Raw genomic sequence first — 18,149 nt, 5'->3', positions numbered from 1 at the left:
CGGGCGCCCGCTGCCGGGCCCCCCCCCCCCCCCCACCCGCCCCCCCCCCCCCCCCCCCCCCCCACGCCCGGGACCCGTGTTTTTCCTACTCGCGCTGCTCGTGTTCGGTCACTCGCTGCCGAGCCCCCGATCAACCGAGCGAAGCGAGTCTCGAAAAAAGGACGTTGCACCGGGCGTAGAGACTTTGCGGTGCTCTTCTGAACAGTCGCAACGTGAGGTGCAACGTCCTTAGTTCTTGCCCTTGCCCTGGGCCTTGGCCTGTTCCATCGCCAGCTCCTTGAAGGCACTCAGGCTGCTGGCATTGGCCTGCCCCTCAATGGCCTTGACCGCGAGGTCCTGCATCTGACGGCTGGCGACGCCCAGTTGCTCAGCCAGCCCCGCCGCGCGGGTGTCCAGCAGGTCCAGCCGGGTCTGCAGGTTCTGGAGGCGCTGCTCGTAGATGCGGCGCTGGCCCTCGATTTCCTTCTCCTGCAGGTCAGTGCGCACGCGCGCCTGTCGGCTGCCAATGCCGGTGCCCTCGGCCTCGGCGCGCTTCAGGGCAGCCTCGCGCTCGGCACCCAGGGCGGCGGCGCGGGCGGTGATCTCGCGGGCACGCTGCTCGCGCTGGGCCAGTTCGGCCTCGTGGGTGTTCCACTCGCGCTCCTGGGTATCCAGACGCTCGGCGCGCGCACGGGTCAGTTCGGCCTGCTCGGCGCGGTAGGTTTCATCGTCCAGGCGGCGGGCAAGGTCGCGGCCATAGCGGTAGTCGGCCTCTTCGCGCTCGCGGGTGGTTGCGGCCGTCAGGTCGCGCTCCTGCACGGCGCGTTCGCGGGCGTCCTGTTCCGCCAGCCACTCGCGCTGCCGGGCGTCCCAGTCCTCGGCCGTCTCGGCCTGACGGGTTTCGTACTCGGTGCGGGCCCCCTCGGCCGCTGCGTCGTACTGCGCCAGCAGCTCGCGCAGCGAGTCCTCGGTCACCTCCAGGCCATAAAGGTCTTTCAGGGCTTCACGCTCGGTCTGGGCCAGCTTCAGCACGCCCTGCAGCCCGGCCGCCTGGGCACTGAGCTGTTCAGACAGTTCCGCCAGCGTGCCCGAGGCCCCGGCCTGCAACTGGGCCAGCAGGCCCAGCGCCACTTCCATCCGCCCCGGCCTGTCCCCGGGCGTGGTGGGCAGTTCGCGGCTGGCCGCGGCCATAGGCCCCTGGGCGGCCGGCTGCGCTTCTTTCTGGGCTTCCTTCTGAGCCTCGCGGACCTCTTTGTCCTTCTGGTTCAGCTGGGCCCTCAGGGCGCTCAGCTGGCCTTCAAGCTGGCCGTACTCGGTGCTCAGGTCATCGAAGGCTTCGAGAATCTTGGCCTTGGTGGCGGTTTCGGCGGGCCGTTTGGGGGTCATGCTTCACCTCGGAAGGCGCGGGCGGCGAGGCCCTGGGTCTGCTCGCTCACGCGCTGCTGCTGGGCCTGCAACTCGGCCACCTGGGCTTCGGCCGCCATGACGGAGGCCTGCAGGGCTTCCAGATGCAGTTCGTAGCTCTGTTTGCTGGCCTCCCACTCTCGCTCCAGCAGGTCCGAGCGCACCTTGGCGTCGGCGGTGGCCTGCCGGATGCCGTCTTCGCGGGCCTTGCGGACGTCCTCTTCCAGCTCCTTCGGAAAGGCGTCAACCCGGGCAAGGTCTGTCGCAAACTGCTCGGCGCCTTTCTCCAGGGCAGCCTCACGCTCGCGCCAGTCGCGTTCCAGGGTCAGGCGGCGCTCGGCCAGCTCGCGCTCCTGGGCGCGGTCAGCGGCGTGCTGGGCGTCGGCGTCGTGCTGGCGCTCGCGCTGGCGGGCGTAGGCATGGTCGGCTTCTTCCTGCTGGCGCTCGCGGGCGGTGTCCTCGCGCTCGCGGCGCTCCTCGGCGGCAAATCCGGCGTCCTCGCGGTCCCAGGCGCGGCGGGCAGCGGCCTGCTCGCGGGCCAGGGTGTCCAGCCGCGCCTGGTGCTCGCCCTGCAGGGCGGCCAGCCGGTCGCGGCTCTCCTGCTGCAGGGCGGCCAGCGCGTCGGCTGCAATGCGCACGCGGCGCAGTTCGGCCAGTTCCTTCTGGGCGACCTCCGTGGCGGTCACCAGTTCACTCAGCTTGGTCGCCTCGCCCGACAGCCGCTCTTCCAGCTGCGCCATCAGTGCGCCTACCGCCAGCTGCACATCCGCCGACTCGCGCACGATCCGGTCCACGGTGTAGTCGGCCGCCTGGGTCAGGATCTCGCGGTTGCGGCGCTGCTGCTGCACCTCGGCCCGGCTCTGAAACCGGCCCTGCGCGGCGGTCTGTTCCTGGCGAAGCTGTCTGAAGGCCCGTTGAAGGCCCTGTGAGTCGTGTTCCGTCATCTTTCCTCCTCAGAAAATGATCTTGTTTTACGTTTAGAGCGTAACATGCCCTGCCCGTTTTGTGCAAGAGATCACACTGGAAGAGGGTAGAGGGCGGCGGCGCCCTGCGCTGCCCAGATTGACCAGCCAGAGCTGGACAGGGCCGCGTGCCCAGGCCACACCCGGCTGAACAGAAGCGGCCAGGGTGCATCGTCCCTGGCCGCTGGCCCCCCCGCTTTGCCCGTTCGCTCGGATTGCATCGCTGTTGGAGGCGCTTCAATCGGCGTTCGTCTTACTCCTCGGTGCTGAGCACCGCCAGGAACGCTTCCTGGGGCACCTCCACGGTGCCGAACTGCTTCATGCGGGCGCGGCCCTTCTTCTGCTTTTCCAGCAACTTCTTCTTGCGGGAAATATCGCCGCCGTAACACTTGGCCAGCACGTCCTTGCGGAACGCCTTGACGGTGGCGCGCGCAATGATCTTTGCGCCAATCACCGCCTGCACGGGCACCGGGAACATCTGGCGCGGAATCACCTCGGCCATCTTGTCCACGATCTTGCGGCCCAGGCTGTAGGTCTTGGTTTCGTGAACAATGACGGCCAGCGCGTCAATGACCTCGTTGTTCACCATGATGTCCACCTTGCGCAGGTCGCCCTCGCGGTAGCCGATCTGCTCGTAGTCCATGCTGGCGTAGCCGCGCGAGATGGATTTGAGGCGGTCGTGGAAGTCATACAGGATTTCCCCGAACGGCACCTCGTACAGCAGCTCCACGCGCTTGCCTACGTAGTTCATGGTGATCATGGAGCCCCGGCGCTCCTGCAGCAGCTGCATTACGGTGCCCACGTAGTCCTCGGGCAGCATGATGGACAGCTTGATGTACGGCTCTTCCACGCTCGTGATGCGGTCGCGGGTGGGAAATTCGGCCGGGTTCTGGGTCTCGAAGATCTCGCCGTTGGTCAGCGTGACGCGGTACACCACGGCGGGGGCGGTGGCGATCAGGTCCAGGTCGTATTCGCGCTCCAATCTCTCCTGAATGATCTCGGCGTGCAGCAGGCCCAGAAAGCCGCAGCGAAAACCAAAGCCCAGCGCCTCGGAGGTTTCGGGCTCAAAGGAAAAGGCCGCGTCGTTGAGCTTGAGTTTGTCCAGGGCGTCGCGCAGCTTGCGGTAGTCCTCGGTGTCGGTGGGGTACAGGCCCGAGAACACCACCGGCTGCGCGGGCTTGAAGCCGGGAAACGGCTCGGCGGTCTGCACGTCCTTGCCGGTCAGGGTGTCGCCCACCTGCGCGTCGTGAATGTCCTTGATGCCGGCGGCCACCCAGCCCACGGCCCCGGCCGCCAGTTCCTGGCCCACGACCAGCCCGGGGCTGAAGGTGCCCACCTTGTCCACCTCAAAGGTCTTGCCCGCGTTCATCAGCAGAATCTGGTCTTTGGGCTTCAGGGTGCCTTCCAGCACCCGCACGAACAGAATCACGCCCTGGTAGGCGTCGTAGAAGGAATCGAAAATCAGGGCCTTCAGCGGGGCCTGGGGGTCGCCACTGGGCGCGGGAATGCGCGCCACGATGGCTTCCAGAATCTCGGGAATGCCAATCCCGGCCTTGCCCGAGGCAAACACGGCGTCCTCGGCGGGAATGCCGATCACGTCTTCAAGTTCCTGCGCGGCGCCCTCGGGGTCGGCGGCGGGCAGGTCAATCTTGTTCACCACCGGCACGATTTCCAGGTTGTTGTCAATGGCCAGGTAGGCGTTCACGATGGTCTGCGCTTCCACGCCCTGCGAGGCGTCCACCAGCAGCAGCACGCCCTCGCAGGCGGCCAGGCTGCGTGAAACCTCGTAGTTGAAATCCACGTGCCCCGGCGTGTCAATGAGGTTGAAGGTGTAGGTCTCGCCGCCCGTGCCGTCCTCCTGCAGGGGGCGGGTGTAGGTCAGGCGCACCGGGGTGGACTTGATGGTGATGCCACGCTCGCGTTCCAGTTCCAGCGTGTCGAGGGTCTGGTCGCGCTTGTCCCGCTCGGACATGGCGCCCAGCCGCTCCAGAATGCGGTCCGCAAGGGTGGATTTCCCGTGGTCCACATGGGCGATAATCGAAAAGTTCCTGACGTTCACACAGGCCAGTCTAGCGGGCGCCGGGCCAGGGCGCAGTGTGCGGGGTCGCGGGGCGGTGTACCCGGGCCGCGACAGCCGCATCTTCGCTCGCCGCAGGCCCAGGCGCACGCCTATGCTGCCCGCATGTACCCCCGCACCCGCGCGCTGCCCACCCGCCCGGCCATTGCGCTCTGGAAACTCCTGCTGCCCGCGCTGCTGGTGCTGGGCCTGGGCGGGTGGGCCTACCGCTGGGTGACCCGGCCGGTCAATCCGCCGCTGCAGCCGGCCGCCCGGCAGGGCACGGTGGCCGGGGACTGGACGACGCTGCAGGTGTTCGGCCCCCGCGCCCCCGGCCAGAGCGGCCACAGGCGCACCCTGGACTGGGCCCAGGCGCACCTGACCGCCCTGGGCTACCGCGTGACCCGCCAGTCCTTTGCGGCCACCGTGCGCGAGGACCTGGGTGCCGAGGTGCGCGCCCCGGGCCTGACCCTGCGGGGCCAGACCCTCGACGGGGCCCAGGGCGGCGAGCAGGAGGGCGAACTGGTGCGCATTGCACCCGGCGCTGGCGCCGAGCAACTGCAAGCCCAGAACCTGCTGGGCCGGCTGGCGGTGACCACCTGTCCTCCCGGCCCCTGGGCCCGGCTGGCCGACGCGGTGGTGGAGGCCGGAGGCCTGGGGCTGGCCATCGTGAACGACTGCGCGCGCCCGCCTCCCCTGAGCCGCATAGACGGCACGGCCCTGCCACTGCTGACGGTGCCCGCCCGGGACGGCGCAGCGCTGCTGGCCCGCGCAGGGCAGCGCGTGACCTTCCGGGCCACCACCCGGGAGCGCCCGGCCACCGCCGCCAACCTGATTGCCGCGCGGGTCGGCAGCACCCCCGACGTACTGTTCGGGGCTCACCTGGACAGCGTGCCGCTCAGCCCCGGGGCCAACGACAACGCCAGTGGCGTGCTAGCGGTGCTGGAACTGGCCCGGCGCGCCGCCGGCACCCCACTGGCCGAGCGCGCGTGGTTCGTGCTGTTCGACGACGAGGAAGCGGGCTTAAACGGCAGCCGCCTGTTTGTGCGTGCGTACAGCTATCCGCTGCGCCACACCCGCGCCATGCTCAACCTAGACATGGTGGGGGTGGCCGCCGAGCCCCTGGGGGTGGCAGCCCACGAGGAACTGCGCGCCCTGGTGCGCCGCGTGAGCCCGGCCACGCGCCTGTTTGAAGAGGCGCCGAGCACCCGGGAAACGTTTGGCCGCACCCTGAACGTGACGGGCCGCAGTGACCACGCCGCCTTCAAGCCGCTGGGGGTGCGCACCCTGTTTCTGCACCGGGGCCTGGACCCGAACTATCACCGCGCCGGCGATACGGTGCTGGACCCCCGGCTGGTGAGTGGCGCCGCCGACCTGGCCGAGGGACTGGCGCGGGCAGTGCTGGCCGCCCCCTGGACCCCCCGTGAACCCTGCGGTATCACCGGGCGCGACTGCCGCTGAGGGCGAGCAGGTGTTTCTGAGAGAGGAGGGCGCCCCTCATCAAGAGTGTGGACAGTTTTCAGGTTTGTAGAGCAGGCGATGACCGCAACGTCGCCTGGGGTGCCGGCCCCGCCCACCCCCTCGGCGCCGCTCTGCGAGTCCCTGCGAGATGAAGGCGCAGAAATGCCGTGCCCATCGCCCCTTGTCATTCCGGACTCTGAAACGGTCTGCACTGTTAAGTAGCTCGCTGTTGATCTTTAGATCAACCGAGCGGGCTGGAACAGCTGCGCCGCAGAGCGAGTATCGAAAAAAGTACGTTGCACCGGGAGTGGAGACTTTGCGGTGCTCTCCTGCAAAGTCGTAACGTGAGGTGCAACGTACTTAAGTCGTTCGCTGTTGATCTTTAGATCAACCGAGCGGGCGGGGACAGCGGCGCCGCAGCGCGAGTAGCGAAGCAAAGTGCCTCGCACCGGGAATGGACACGTTGCTGCGCCCTTCTGAACCGTTGGCCTGGGGGAGGGGCGAGGGACTTAATCAACCTCAGTGCTGGCGCCAGTCTGCATGGGTCACGGCCCCTGGGCGCCCAGGGCCGGGCTGGAAGTGTTAACTTTCTGGCATATGCCATGTGCCGTGTCGCTGCTCTGGGGCCTGCGGGCGGCCCTGCTGGTGGGGCTGGTGGGCTGCGCGGCGCCCCCACCGCTTCCCCCGGCCGAGGCCGACGGCACCGTGATTTACCCCCCAGCGGCGGGTGTGGCCGTCCTGACAGCCGAAGTGGGCAGCACCGACCAGGAGATTGCGCGCGCCACCGTGGCCGACAGCGGCCTCTACCGCCTGACGCTGCCCAGCCCACCGCCGCACCTGGGCACGCCGGCCGCGCGGCTGGCCCAGCAGTACCCGGCCAGCGTGGGGGGCGTGCAGTGCGAGGGGCCCCTGACCCTGAGTCCCGCAGGGACGCGGCTGCTGCTGGTGCGCAGCGGCCGGTTTCTGCTGGGCCAGCAGGTCACGGGCCGCCTGAGCCCGGCCACGTCCGCCGTGACCCTGCAGGCCCGGCCGCTGAACGTGGTGCTGACCGTGCGCCTGTTCGTGTATGCCGACCGGGCAGCCAGCTTCAGTGCGGCGCAGGGCTGCACCTTCACACTGGCAGGCGGGCAGGTGCAGCCGGGCACCGTGCGCGGCACCCTGACCCTGGCGCGCGGCTGGAACACCCTGGTGACCCGCACCGAACAGACCGACGCGGGCACCGCTGTGACCCTCAGCGCCAGCGCGGCCCTGCGCGGCGTGGACTGGCAGTACCTGCCGCTGCCCCGGTAAGGCCCCAGGCCATGCGGCGGATGTGGGCGGGCTTGGGCGGCCCATACTCTGCTTCCATGTCCCGTTCACTGGCGTATTTCACCGATCTGGCCCTGCGCCGCCAGGAAGGCAGCCGAATTGACCGCGGTCCCGAGGCCGTGGTGGTGCGCTCGCCGCACAATCCCACCTTCTGGTGGGGCAATTTTCTGCTGATGGCGGCCCCGCCGCGCCCGGGTGACCGCGTGCGCTGGGAGGCGGCATTTGGCGCGGCTCACCCGCAGGCCGCGCACCGCACCTTTGGCGTGGACAGCCCCGGTGACGATGAGGGCGCTGCGGACGAATTCCGCGCGGCCGGGTACGAGGTGCTGCTGGACACCGTGCTGACCACCAGCCACACCGTAGCCCCGGCGCGCCTGAACCGCGACACGCAGGTGCGCCCCCTACGGGACGAGGCCGACTGGGCCGCGGCCCTGGCCCTGCGCCTGGCGGTGAATGCCGCCGAGCCGCACCCCCATGAGCCTGGGGGCTACCGCACCTTCGCGGCGCGCAAGCTGGCCTCGGCGCGGGCCATGCAGGCGGCCGGGCAGGGCGCCGTGTTCGGGGCCTTTGATGACCAGGGGCAGATGCTGAGCGGCCTGGGTCTTTTCGATGCTGGCGAGGGTGTGGCCCGCTACCAGACAGTCGAAACGCACCCGCAGGCCCGGTCGCGCGGGCTGGCCGGCACCCTGGTCCATACCGCCGGCGCGTGGGCCCGCCAGACGCTGGGCACCCGCACCCTGGTGATTGTGGCCGACCCCGGCTATCACGCCCAGGCCCTGTACGAGCGCGTGGGGTTCCGGGCCACCGAACGGCAGCTGGCGATTCAGCGGTCGCCGGGGGCATAGGGACTGGGCCATAAGCTATGGGCTCTGAGCCATGGACCATGAGGAGAAGGTGGGGTGGGGGAGCGGGGGCCGTGCTTTGCGCCGGGGCTCTGGTTCGCCCTGGGGCCACCCCTGGTGCCGGACGCTGCGCCGGGAATGCCCCCTACACCCGCACCAGCCGTTCATGCGGTTCCGGGGGCAGGGTCACCACCACCCTGTCGCCGGGGCGCACCTCACCGCTCTGCAGGACCACGGCCATGATGCCTGCACGGAACACCGAGTGCCCCGCCTCGTCCTGGCCCACCAGTTCCTTCAGCAGGCCGGACTGAAAGGCTTCGATCTGCGCGCATGGGTTGCGCAGCCCCGTGACCTGCACCACCGCCTGGGGCCCCAGGCTCAGCCGGGCGCCGCGCGGCAGCGCCAGCAGGTCCACCCCCCGCGTGGTGATGTTCTCGCCCAGCTCGGCCGGCCGGAGCACAAAGCCCCGCGCTGCTATGTCCTCCAGCAGTTCGGCGTGAATGAGGTGCACCTGACGCAGGTTGGGCTGCGTGGGGTCGGCCCGCACCCGCGAGCGGTGCCGCACCGTTTTGCCGGCGTGGGCGTCGCCCTGTACCCCCAGCCCGGCCAGCAGGGTCACCGCTGCCTGGGGCACCTTGCTGAAGCGGTGCGTGTCGTCCCGGGCCACACAGACCACTGAGCCTGTCATGGGTTCATTCTGCTTCAAACAGAGATGTGGCCGGCGCCAGCAGCGCCCGGATCGGTGCGAACGAGCGGCGGTGAACTGGGCTGACACCCAGTTCGCGCAGCGCCGCGCGGTGGGCAGGGGCGCCGTAGCCCTTGTGGGCAGCAAAACCGTAGCCAGGGAACTGGTCGTCCAGCTCGGTCATCAGGCGGTCGCGCCCGGTCTTGGCCAGCAGGCTGGCGGCGGCCACCGAATAGCTCAGGGCGTCGGCGCGGGGTGGCGCGCTCAGCGGCAGCGCCGTGCGCAGTTTCAGGTAATCGGTCACCAGGGCCTGCGGCGCCGGGTCCAGGCGGGCCAGCGCGCGCAGGGCGGCGGCGTGGGTGGCGCCCAGGATATTCAGCCGGTCAATTTCCTCGGGCCAGGCGTGTTCCACAGCCCAGCTCAGCGCCACCTCGCGCACCTGCGCGGCCAGGGTTTCGCGCTGCGCGGCGCTCAGCTGCTTGCTGTCGCGGAAGGGGTACTCGGTGGCCAGCCCGGGCAGCAGCACGGCCGCCACCGTCACCGGGCCCGCCCAGGCGCCGCGCCCGGCCTCATCCACGCCCGCCACCCGGAAATAGCCGCGCCGCCAGTGCTCGCGCTCGAAGGTCCAGTCGGGGGTGACGGAAGGGGGCATGGGCGTAGGGTAGCGGTTGGGCGGGGGAGGATTGGAGCGCCGGGCATCGTGGGGCGGCGCCCAGAGGGGCTTGCGCCGCCGACAGAAAGGGGGCCACTGGGGCCCCTCCCTGTTCCTTACCCCACCAGCCGCATCTGTTCCTCCAGCCGCCGCGCAAAGCGGTCTGTTCCGTTTCTCGTGTCGAAACGGGCCGCCAGCGCGCCGGCCTCGCGGGTGAAGTGGCTGGCCAGCACCCCGGGGCCGTAGGTCTGATCCTGGCGGAAGAGGGCGAAGGTGCGCGGCAGCCGGAGGGTCTGGTGGCCGTGGCCTTCCAGCGCCCGCCACAGCGCCGCGCTTGCGCCCAGAAAGCCCAGGAGGTCCAGCGGCGAGCGGATGCCCAGCGCCAGGTCGAGGTGTTCGGCCCAGACCGTCAGGGCGCGGTCCAGTTCGCCCACGGCGACGAGGTAGGTGATGTGATTGGCAATGGTCTGGATGAAGTTGCGGTCCAGGCGGGCCAGCCGCAGGCCCTCCTCATGGGCGGCCCGGGCGTCCTCCTGCTGACCAAGCTGCAGCAGGGGCCGCAGGAGGTTGGCGTGCGTCACGGTGGGCACGTCGTGGCAGCTCATACCCTGCTCGGTGATCTCGCGCCCCAGCTTCACGGCGGCAGCGGGGTTGCCGCGCTCTGTGTAGTAGTCCATCAGCTTGTTCTGCTCGCAGGCGGGGCAGTCGCTCAGGGGGTCGCGGGGCAGGGCCCGCCACGCCAGAAAGGCCCGCTGCGCCCCTGCCCGGTCGCCCACATGGGTTGCCACGTTCAGGCGGTGATAGGCGGCGTAGTGCGCCCCCGAACCGAAGGCCTGCGCGCGGCGCTCGAAGTCGGCCTGCAGCTTGGCCAGCCGCGACAGCGCAAACTCCGGGTTCTCCAGGCTGCCGTTCAGAATCCACTTGTACATCCACATCATCTGGTAGCCGTGGTGGCCGAATTCGGCGGGGTGACGATCAAAGGTGCCCAGCAGCCACGCGAAATGAATCAGGGCCCGGTCGGGAAAGCCGCTGAAGGTCGCGGCGCGCACCAGCGCCGTCCGGGCACGAAACCCCGCCTCGCGGTCCCGCTGGCTGTCGGCCAGCCGCGCGGCCTGCGTCAGAAAGCCCAGCGCGCCTTCCTGCGAATCCTGCGCTCCGGCCAGTGCCATCAGTTCGTCTACGGTGTTCATGGTGTTCCTCCGGCCGGCAGCGGGCTTTCAGGCCGTCGGCCTCGCTGCTCTGTGCCCTCTGCCTCAGTTCAGGGTGTCCAGCCGCGTCGCCCGCAGGCCCCAGCGCATCATGTCCGACAGGCCACCGGTCAGCAGCGCGAGTTCCTCGGCGCGCAGGGGGTGGTGGCCCAGCAGGTGGGCCTGGACATACATCATCTGGACGAGCCGGGCGAAGACGGCTCCGTCTTCCACATGCAGCAGGTCCTGAACAAGGCCGTGGCCCAGGTTGAGGTGCAGCCGCGAGACACGCACCTCCTCGTACTCGGCGGCGTAGTCGTCCAGAAACTCGGAGAACAGGTCGTCCGAGACGTCCTTGGCGGCCTCGATGTCGTCCAGCAGTCGGCGCTCGCTCGTCACGATAAGCAGGGCCGGCAGCTCGGCAGGCTCGAAGCGCTTCACGCTGACTTCACAGCCCAGGCCCTCCAGGGCCGCGTTTGCCCGCGCCAGAACGCCCTCCAGGCCGCCCGTGGCCACGTCTTCCAGCGACAGGGCGTAGGTCTGGGCGTCCACCTCCTCCAGCTCGTGCCCGAACAGGCGGGCGTACGCGCGCAGCAGCGGCACGTCGTAGGTGTACACCGCGTTCACAACGCTGTGCCCGTAGGCACTGGCCACCTGCGCGATCTGGCGGAACTGGTCAAGGTCGGTGACCATCCGCAGGGTGGGGGAGCGGCGCGCGTATTCGCCCAGTTTCATCCGCCCGGTGGAGGTCTCCAGGCTGAACTGGGGGGCCAGCAGCCGGAAAAAGTCGTCGTCCTCGGTGGCCAGGGCCTTGAGGGGCAGGTGGTGCAGCGAGATCAGGGCGTCCAGCCGCTTCGGATCGTGGGCCGCCAGTTCCTCAATGTATCCGCGCAGGCCGGCGTTCAGGGCCTCGCGGGCGGCCTTCAGGGCGTCGTCCTCGTAAAACGATTCGCGCGAGGCGGTGGGGTGCAGCCCGTCCACATTCAGCAGGCAGCGCACGAAAAAGGCCCACTCGGGCAGCAGATTGCTCAGGTCGTGGCCCAGCAGCATCCGCTTGAGGTACACCGAATGCCACTGCCGCGCGGAGCGCTGGGTGGCGTGGGGCAGCACCAGGGCCACCCCCAGCAGCCCGCCCGCCTCGCTGCGCAGGGGCACGGCGTCCAGCGCCTGCACCCCCAGTTCCTCGCGGGCGTAGGCCAGCACCTCGTCGCGCTTGCCTGTATCTCCCGCAGCGTAGGCCAGCCACGGGGGCATAGCCGCGTTGACGTGGGCGTACTGTTCGCCGCCGAACACGTGAACCGGGTAGGGCAGGATGCGCCCGTAATTTTCCAGCGCCCCGCGCAGTTCGTCGTACTCGAAATAAAAGTCGGTGTCCTCGCGGGCCCGCAGGCGAACAGTGGTGCCAATCTCGACCGGGCTGCTTTCTTCCAGCACTTCCAGGGTGTACGTTCCGTCGGCCTGGGCCAGCCAGCGCACGGCGGGGCCGCCCGACGCGCTCCGGGTGACAAGTTCAATCTCGCCGCTCACCATGAAGCACGACAGCAGGCCGATGCCGAACTGCCCCAGGAAGGTGTCGCGCGCCTCGTCAAGGCGCTTGGACGAGCGCCCGATGGTGGCGAGAAACTCGTGGACCTCGCCCTCCGTCAGCCCCACCCCGTTGTCGCGGAACTCCAGCACGGGCAGCTCGCCCTCCCCGCGCAGGAGCCGGGCCTCAATGAGCGGCGCAAACTCGCCGGAGCGGGCCCGCCGCGCCGTGATGGCGTCCACCCCGTTTTGCAGCAGTTCGCGCACGAACACGCTGGGGTCCGAATACAGGTGGTTGGACAGCAGGTCAATGATGCCCCGCAGATCAACTTTGAAGGCGTGTTCCATGCGGGGCATTCTAAAGACGTGCCTCCGGGGGTGGCATACCGGTTTTGGCGCACTCCGGGTAAGGTCAAACGGCGCACCCCCGCCCCCGTGTGCCACTCTGGGGGCGTGACTGGCAAGGGCAAGACAGGCAGGGGCAGGCAGAAGATTCGACTGAGCAGACCACCGGCGGAGCGCCCGGGTGGGCAGCGGCCCGCGCCGGAAGAGGTGCCCTACTCCGGGGTACGGCCGGCGGTGCTGGGCCCCCGGTTGGACCGGCTGCACGTGCTGACCAAGCCCGGGGTGCGCGGCTTTCCGGGGGTGGACGCGGCCCAGGCCCTCCTGATGGAGACGATGCGCAAGGACCGCGTGCGGGGCGAGGTGCTGGACCTCTCGGCCATGGGTGGGCTGCTGGGCGCCCTGACCGGCGTGACGCTCCGGGCCGTGGAAGGCAGCGCGGCGGCCCTGCGCGTGCTGCGCGAGGCGGGGCTGGACCCGGAACCCGCCGCGCCCGGCGACGTGCTGACCCGCTGGCCGGAGCGCGCCCGCACCGTGGCCCTGGTGCTGGCCGGGGACCGGGGCAACGCCTACGCCGCCGCCCAGGTGGCCTGGGCCCACGCCTGCACGCCCCCCGGCGGCACGCTGTATCTGGCCGGGGACCGCGACAAGGGCTTTGACCGCTACGTGCGCATGGCGGGCGCCGCTTTTGGCAGTGGCGAAACCGTGGCGCGCGACGGCGGCATGCGTGTGGCGAGGCTGGTGCGCCGCCCCGGCCCCACGCCCCCCCTGCCTGAACCCGAGGGCTACGAGGCTTACGGCGTGACTGTGGTGGGCCTGCCCGGCGTGTTCAGCGCCGCCAAGCCGGACAAGGCCACCGCGCTGCTGCTGGACAGTCTGGAGGGCCTGGACCCCCGGGGCCAGGACGTGCTGGACCTGGGCTGCGGCGCGGGCCTGATAGGCGCCTGGGCCGCCCGGCGCGGCGCCCGGGCCGTGCTGGTCGACGGCGACCTGCAGAGCGTGCGCAGCGCCCAGGCCACCCTGCAGGCCAGCGGCCTGAGCGGCGAGGCGCTGCACTCTGACGTGGACGCCGAACTGGGTGAGCGCACCTTTGACCTGCTGCTGACCAACCCGCCCTTTCACGTGGGGCGCGGGGTGGTGCTGGACGTGGCCCGCGAATTCATCGCGGCGGCTGGGCGCCGGGTGCGGCCCGGGGGCCGGGTTGTTCTGGTGGCCAACGACCCGCTGCCCTATGAAGAGGAACTGGCGCGCCTGGGCCCGGTGCAGCAGCTGCGGCGTGAAGGCGGCTTCAAGGTGCTGGCGGTGACCCGCCCGGCCTGAAGCGGGGCGCGGCCAGGCCACGGAGGAGCGCGCCGCAGCGCCCCCTGAGGCGCCCCGGATGCACTACCGTGCCGGGCGTGTCTGTTCCTGCTGTTCCCGAACGGTCTGCGGCGCCCCAGGGCCGCACCCGCGAACTGCTGCGCCTCGCGTGGCCACTGATGCTCTCGAACCTCGCCTACACGGCCGTAGGCTTTACCGACACCCTGCTGATGGGCCGCCTGGGTGTGACCGAGGTGGGGGCGGTGGGCTTTGCCAGCCTGTGCCTGCTGACGCTGGTGCTGCTGCTGCGCGGCAGCCTGAACACCGCCGCCACCTTTGTGGCCCGCGCGCTGGGGGCCGGGGACCCGGCCGGGGTGCGCCGCTGGGGCAGCGTGTTTCTGTCGTGCGGGTTGCTGGGGGTGCCGCTGGCGCTGCTGGCGCCGTGGCTGCTGGACGCCCTGTTCGCCCTGCTGCGCCCGGATGCGGACATCGGAGCGGTGGCGCGCACCTACGCGCACATCCGCGCCTGGGAGATTCCGCTGGTCATGCTGGGCAGCGCCGCCCTGTCGGTCATGGTGGGGCTGGGCAACACCCGCACGCCCATGCTGCTGGCGTGGCTGGTGGTGGCGGTGAACGGGGCACTGGCCGCGCTGTTTGTGTTCGGCTTTGGCTGGGGCGCGGCGGGGGCCGCCTGGGCAGCCGTGCTGGCGGTGGGCCTGCAAAATGCCCTGGCCCTGGTGCTGCTGCGGCGCCTGCATGGCCCGGCCCACGGCCCCTTCCGGCTGGTGCGCCCCACACGCACAGAGCTGGCGCGCCTGGGCCGCGTTAGCCTGCCGGTGGGCGTGACTGAACTGGCCGAGGTAAGTGCCTTTACCGTCTTTCAGGGCGTGATCTCGCGCCTGGGGCCCACCGAACTGGCGGCCTCGCAGATTGCCAACCAGCTGGCCAGCCTGGGCTTTCTGCCAGCCTTTGCGTTGGCCTCGGCCACGGGCAGCCTGCTGTCGCGGGCGCTGGGGGCTGGCCGACCCGACATCGCTGCCCGCATCGGCTGGCGGGGGGCAGGGGTGGCGGCGGCCCTGATGGGCGTGCTGGCGGCCCTGTTTCTGCTGGTGCCCGGGCTCCTCATCGGACTGTTCAACCAGAGCCCGCAGGTGCTGGCCCTGGGCACCACCGTGCTGGCGGTTATGGCGGCCTATCAGGTGCTGGACGGCGTGGCGATTGTGCTAGGCGGGGCGCTGGGCGGCGCGGGCGACACCCGCTTTCGCCTGCTGGTCACCCTGACTGGCGCGTGGCTGGTCATGGTGCTGGGCGCCTTTGTGCTGGCCCCACGCTACGGCGTGGCGGGCGCGTGGGGCTCGGCGCTGCTGTTTATCACCTTTGCGGCGGTGGCCTATGCCTGGCGGTTTGCCTCGGGCCGCTGGCAGCGGCTGAAACTGTAGGGGAGGGGGTGGCTGCGCCTTTTCCTGGCCACCGGGCTCAGCTCAGGCCGGGGCCGCGAAGGTGGCGAGCACCGGCGCGTGATCCGAGGGCCGCTCGTGGTGGCGGGGGCCGGTGTCCACCGTGCACCCCTGGCATTCGCCGGCCAGCGTGGCCGACACCAGAATGTGGTCAATACGCAGGCCCCAGTTCCGCGCCAGGGCAAGGCGGCCGTAGTTCCACCAGCTGAACACCCGCTCCGGCTGGTCGTGCAGGCGCAAGGCGTCGTGCAGGCCGATGTCCAGCAGGGCCCGGAAGGCCGCGCGCTCGGGGTCGCTCACCAGCACCTGCCCGGCCCAGCGCGCCGGGCTGTACACGTCGCGGTCTTCAGGGGCCACATTGAAGTCGCCCATCACCGCCACGCGCCCGTGGACCGTCACTTCCGCCTGCAGCCAGTTCCGCACGGCGGCCAGCCAGTTCAGCTTGTAGGCGTATTTGGGTGAATCCAGGGCCTGCCCGTTGGGCACGTACAGACACACCACCCGCACCCCGCCTGTGGTGGCGGCCAGCACCCGGCGCTGGTCATCGGCCAGGCCCGGCACGCCCAGTTGCACGTCCTGCAGCGGCTGGCGCGAGAGCAGCGCCACCCCGTTGTACGTTTTCTGCCCGGAAAAAGCGGCGTGGTAGCCCAGCGCCGCCAGCTCGGCCACCGGAAACAGGTGGTCTTCGAGCTTCGTCTCCTGCAGGGCCAGGACATCGGGCTGCTGGGTCTGCAGCCACGCCAGCACCTGCGGCAGCCGCACCCTCAGCGAATTGACATTCCAGGTCGCCAGTTTCATCGCTTAGCCCAGCAGCCGGCGCAGGCCCCGCCGGGGCGCGGGAAAACGGGCCGCCTGCACCTGGGCGGCGAACTCTTCCAGGGTGTCCTGCAGCGCGCGGGCCTCGCGCAGCAGGGCGGCGGCCACGCCCTGCACCTGGCCGTCGCGCTCCTGTTCCCAGTGGCCCAGCACGCGCTCGTTCAGCCGGGCGTGGTCGGGACTGGTCACGTCACGCGGGGGGCCCAGGCGGTCGCGCGCCGCTTCCAGGTACGCCACGCGGTCGGCGGCGCGGGCGGCCTCGTGCCAGCCACCCTGGGCCTTCAGGGCCGCCACACGGGCGGCCAGCCGTTCGCGTTCCAGCACCGTTCGGGCCCGTTCGCGCCCCTGAATCAGGGCCGCGCCGGCAGCCATGCCCACCAGCGCCAGGGTGAACACCAGCAGCGACCAGTGCTGCGGGGTCTGGGGGCCCTCGGGCGCTGCACTCAGGTCAGTCAGCTGGCCCTGCTGCGCGGCGTTGGCGGCAATTTCCTGGGTGGTGCGCAGAATGCCGTCCCAGTTCAGGTACCCCTCCACGCCCAGGTACAGCGCGGTGACCAGCGCAATCCCGCCGATATACGCCCCGGGCCGCGCCATGCCGGGCGTGGTGGCGGCCAGCTTGGCGCGGTAGGCCAGTTCGTCCACCAGCCACAGCAGCAGCACGCTGAACATCACGCCCGCCGTCAACGCAATCAGGGTCAGGTACAGCCGCGACTCGGGGTTGAACAGCAGGTTGATCGACACCCCGCTGATCACGCCCACAAAGAACTTGCTGAACACCGCAAAGCCGTTGAACACGCGCTTGGAGGCACTTTTCTGTTCCGGGGGCCGCACGGCGTGGCCCTCGGCGGCCAGTCCACTCACCGCCTGCTGGGTATAGAAGTCCTCGGCGGTGGCGGTGTCGGGGCGCACCCCGGCGCGGCTGAGGGCCTCGAAGCGTTCGGCGCGGGCCTGTTCAATGGCGGCGGTGGCCTGCTCGTAGGCGCGCTCCACGCCGCTGCTGGCGGCATTCATAAAGGCGAGGTGTTCCTGCTGCCGCGCCCAGCTGGTGCGCACGCCCACGCCCGTTTCGGCCAGTACCCGGTTGAGGGTGGTGCGGGCCAGCTCGAAGTTCACCCGGTACTGTTCCACGTTCAGGGCCAGCAGCCGCGCCCGGGAATGCAGCGCGGCGCGCGGGGCCTCATCGGGAATCAGCTGCAGTTCGCCGCGCAAGTCCTGCAGCAGGTCGTGAAAGTGGGCTGGGGTCAGCACCGGCATGAAGCCCTCGGCGGCCAGGGGTTCGGGCCGGGGCAGGGCGGGTTCGTAGGTGCGCGGGTCGAAGTCGCCGGGGTCGGTGGGGGCCGGGGGCGGGGGCGCCGACTCCGTCAGGGGCGCCGGGTCCTCCTCGGCAAATTCCAGGTTCACGTCGCCCAGATCGGGACCGCTGAGGGTCACGCGCGACAGGGGCCGCAGGTCCGGGGCGTGGTCGTCCGGGCGCCCGCTCACCGCCGCGCCCCCTTCACCACGCTGGCAAAGGTGGGGTACACGTTGGTCAGGTCATAGGCGCCGGCCAGCAGCACCCGCCTGTCCCGCGCCGCGTTGCCCAGCGCCTTTACAAAGGTGTCGCGGATGGAAGCGCCGCCCGTGCCCGGCTCGGGGCTCAGGCCCGCCACGAACAGGGCGCGGGTGTCTGGGCGTTGCAGCAGACCGCTGACTGTGCTGCCCACAGCGGCGCGCTTCGGGTCGTCCAGCAGGGCGCCGTCGGTGAACAGCACCACCACGTCGCCCACACCGGCCGTCTGGGCGCTGCGCCGCGCGGCCTGGGCCAGCCCCGCCGTGATGGCGCTGCCCTTGCCGGTGCAGGGTTTGGTGAGCGCCGCTGTATAGCGCAGGATGTCCGCGCGGGCCATGCGGGCGCCGTTTCTGGAGCTGAACTGAAAATCTGCCACCGTCTGCACGCCTTCGCAGATGCGCAGCAGCGTCAGGGTGTCGCCGGAGCGCAGCTGGTTGAGCAGCACGCTCTGCGAGAGCAGCCGCGCCTGTTCGGCGTACTTGTAGGCGGGATTCTTGGAACTGCCCGTCATGTCCACCGCCACCGTCAGGTGCAGCGGCGGCGTGGAGAGGCCCAGCAGGCTGGAGGCGCTGGCAGGCGCAGGAAGCAGCAGTGGAAGAAAGGCAAGTGAAAACATGACAGGAGAA

Annotated in this window: 15 protein-coding genes; 5 read left to right on the top strand and 10 right to left on the bottom strand. The window is 70.3% G+C overall.

Features of this window, described 5'->3' with window-relative positions; translation table 11 throughout:
- Positions 1 to 228: 228 nt before the first annotated feature.
- The 3 genes from C8263_RS03660 to lepA form a co-directional block, all read right to left on the bottom strand.
- A complete protein-coding gene (locus C8263_RS03660; RefSeq protein WP_107136731.1) occupies positions 229 to 1,365 on the bottom strand; it encodes a coiled-coil domain-containing protein in 1,137 nt (378 codons plus the stop codon).
- Positions 1,362 to 2,327, bottom strand: coding sequence for a coiled-coil domain-containing protein (locus C8263_RS19440; RefSeq protein ID WP_199188295.1), 966 nt, complete (start codon positions 2,325 to 2,327; stop codon positions 1,362 to 1,364). The genes C8263_RS03660 and C8263_RS19440 overlap by 4 nt, the downstream gene beginning before the upstream one ends.
- Positions 2,328 to 2,598: 271 nt before the next feature.
- Positions 2,599 to 4,404, bottom strand: a complete 1,806-nt coding sequence (gene lepA, locus C8263_RS03650; RefSeq protein WP_199188294.1) for a translation elongation factor 4 — start codon at positions 4,402 to 4,404, stop codon at positions 2,599 to 2,601.
- A 123-nt stretch (positions 4,405 to 4,527) separates the two neighbouring features.
- Here lepA and C8263_RS03645 point away from each other — a divergent pair, with 123 nt between their 5' ends.
- From C8263_RS03645 to C8263_RS19210, 3 genes are all read left to right on the top strand, one after another.
- Complete coding sequence (locus tag C8263_RS03645; RefSeq protein ID WP_158263737.1) at positions 4,528 to 5,862, top strand: M28 family metallopeptidase; 1,335 nt, start codon at positions 4,528 to 4,530, stop codon at positions 5,860 to 5,862.
- Positions 5,863 to 6,471: 609 nt separating this feature from the next.
- A complete protein-coding gene (locus C8263_RS19215) occupies positions 6,472 to 7,152 on the top strand; it encodes a hypothetical protein (RefSeq protein WP_158263736.1) in 681 nt (226 codons plus the stop codon).
- A 56-nt stretch (positions 7,153 to 7,208) separates the two neighbouring features.
- Positions 7,209 to 8,015: a GNAT family N-acetyltransferase gene (locus C8263_RS19210; RefSeq protein ID WP_158263735.1), complete on the top strand. Its 807-nt coding sequence runs from the start codon at positions 7,209 to 7,211 to the stop codon at positions 8,013 to 8,015.
- A 142-nt stretch (positions 8,016 to 8,157) separates the two neighbouring features.
- Here C8263_RS19210 and C8263_RS03635 read toward each other — a convergent pair whose 3' ends face one another.
- The 4 genes from C8263_RS03635 to C8263_RS03620 form a co-directional block, all read right to left on the bottom strand.
- Positions 8,158 to 8,700, bottom strand: a complete 543-nt coding sequence (locus tag C8263_RS03635) for an MOSC domain-containing protein (RefSeq protein ID WP_107136730.1) — start codon at positions 8,698 to 8,700, stop codon at positions 8,158 to 8,160.
- 4 nt (positions 8,701 to 8,704) lie between these two features.
- Positions 8,705 to 9,349, bottom strand: a complete 645-nt coding sequence (gene rnhB / locus C8263_RS03630) for a ribonuclease HII (protein WP_107136729.1) — start codon at positions 9,347 to 9,349, stop codon at positions 8,705 to 8,707.
- 116 nt (positions 9,350 to 9,465) lie between these two features.
- Entirely contained in the window at positions 9,466 to 10,539 is a 1,074-nt protein-coding gene (locus tag C8263_RS03625; RefSeq protein ID WP_107136728.1) for a hypothetical protein, read from the bottom strand.
- A 63-nt stretch (positions 10,540 to 10,602) separates the two neighbouring features.
- Complete coding sequence (locus C8263_RS03620; protein ID WP_158263734.1) at positions 10,603 to 12,408, bottom strand: HSP90 family protein; 1,806 nt, start codon at positions 12,406 to 12,408, stop codon at positions 10,603 to 10,605.
- A 204-nt stretch (positions 12,409 to 12,612) separates the two neighbouring features.
- Here C8263_RS03620 and C8263_RS03615 point away from each other — a divergent pair, with 204 nt between their 5' ends.
- On the top strand, positions 12,613 to 13,722 hold the full coding sequence (locus C8263_RS03615; RefSeq protein WP_233218624.1) for a methyltransferase: 1,110 nt from the start codon (positions 12,613 to 12,615) through the stop codon (positions 13,720 to 13,722).
- A gap of 77 nt (positions 13,723 to 13,799) precedes the next feature.
- Positions 13,800 to 15,140: an MATE family efflux transporter gene (locus C8263_RS03610; protein ID WP_233218623.1), complete on the top strand. Its 1,341-nt coding sequence runs from the start codon at positions 13,800 to 13,802 to the stop codon at positions 15,138 to 15,140.
- A gap of 42 nt (positions 15,141 to 15,182) precedes the next feature.
- On the opposite strand, the gene xth is transcribed toward C8263_RS03610, so the two are convergent.
- The 3 genes from xth to C8263_RS03595 are packed head-to-tail and all read right to left on the bottom strand — an operon-like array spanning position 15,183 to position 18,139.
- On the bottom strand, positions 15,183 to 15,956 hold the full coding sequence (gene xth / locus C8263_RS03605; RefSeq protein ID WP_107136726.1) for an exodeoxyribonuclease III: 774 nt from the start codon (positions 15,954 to 15,956) through the stop codon (positions 15,183 to 15,185).
- Between the two features lie 3 nt (positions 15,957 to 15,959).
- The gene (locus C8263_RS03600; protein ID WP_233218622.1) at positions 15,960 to 17,456 is read right to left on the bottom strand and encodes a hypothetical protein; all 1,497 of its coding nucleotides are present in this window, start codon (positions 17,454 to 17,456) and stop codon (positions 15,960 to 15,962) included.
- Positions 17,453 to 18,139, bottom strand: a complete 687-nt coding sequence (locus C8263_RS03595) for a VWA domain-containing protein (RefSeq protein WP_107136725.1) — start codon at positions 18,137 to 18,139, stop codon at positions 17,453 to 17,455. Before C8263_RS03595 ends, C8263_RS03600 begins: the two co-directional genes overlap by 4 nt.
- Positions 18,140 to 18,149 lie beyond the last annotated feature (10 nt).

The sequence above is a fragment of the Deinococcus arcticus genome, from assembly GCF_003028415.1.
In the GTDB taxonomy this organism is placed as follows: Bacteria; Deinococcota; Deinococci; order Deinococcales; family Deinococcaceae; genus Deinococcus; species Deinococcus arcticus.
This window is presented reverse-complemented; position numbering and strand designations above follow the sequence as displayed.

Excerpts from the sequence above, each read along its gene's own strand:
- C8263_RS03620 (WP_158263734.1), bottom strand. The coding sequence starts at position 12,408 with ATGGAACACGCCTTCAAAGTTGATCTGCGGGGCATCATTGACCTGCTG.
- rnhB (WP_107136729.1), bottom strand. The coding sequence starts at position 9,349 with ATGCCCCCTTCCGTCACCCCCGACTGGACCTTCGAGCGCGAGCACTGG.
- C8263_RS19440 (WP_199188295.1), bottom strand. The coding sequence starts at position 2,327 with ATGACGGAACACGACTCACAGGGCCTTCAACGGGCCTTCAGACAGCTT.
- C8263_RS03595 (WP_107136725.1), bottom strand. The coding sequence starts at position 18,139 with ATGTTTTCACTTGCCTTTCTTCCACTGCTGCTTCCTGCGCCTGCCAGC.
- C8263_RS19210 (WP_158263735.1), top strand. The coding sequence starts at position 7,209 with ATGTCCCGTTCACTGGCGTATTTCACCGATCTGGCCCTGCGCCGCCAG.
- C8263_RS03660 (WP_107136731.1), bottom strand. The coding sequence starts at position 1,365 with ATGACCCCCAAACGGCCCGCCGAAACCGCCACCAAGGCCAAGATTCTC.
- xth (WP_107136726.1), bottom strand. The coding sequence starts at position 15,956 with ATGAAACTGGCGACCTGGAATGTCAATTCGCTGAGGGTGCGGCTGCCG.
- C8263_RS03625 (WP_107136728.1), bottom strand. The coding sequence starts at position 10,539 with ATGAACACCGTAGACGAACTGATGGCACTGGCCGGAGCGCAGGATTCG.
- C8263_RS03635 (WP_107136730.1), bottom strand. The coding sequence starts at position 8,700 with ATGACAGGCTCAGTGGTCTGTGTGGCCCGGGACGACACGCACCGCTTC.
- C8263_RS03645 (WP_158263737.1), top strand. The coding sequence starts at position 4,528 with ATGTACCCCCGCACCCGCGCGCTGCCCACCCGCCCGGCCATTGCGCTC.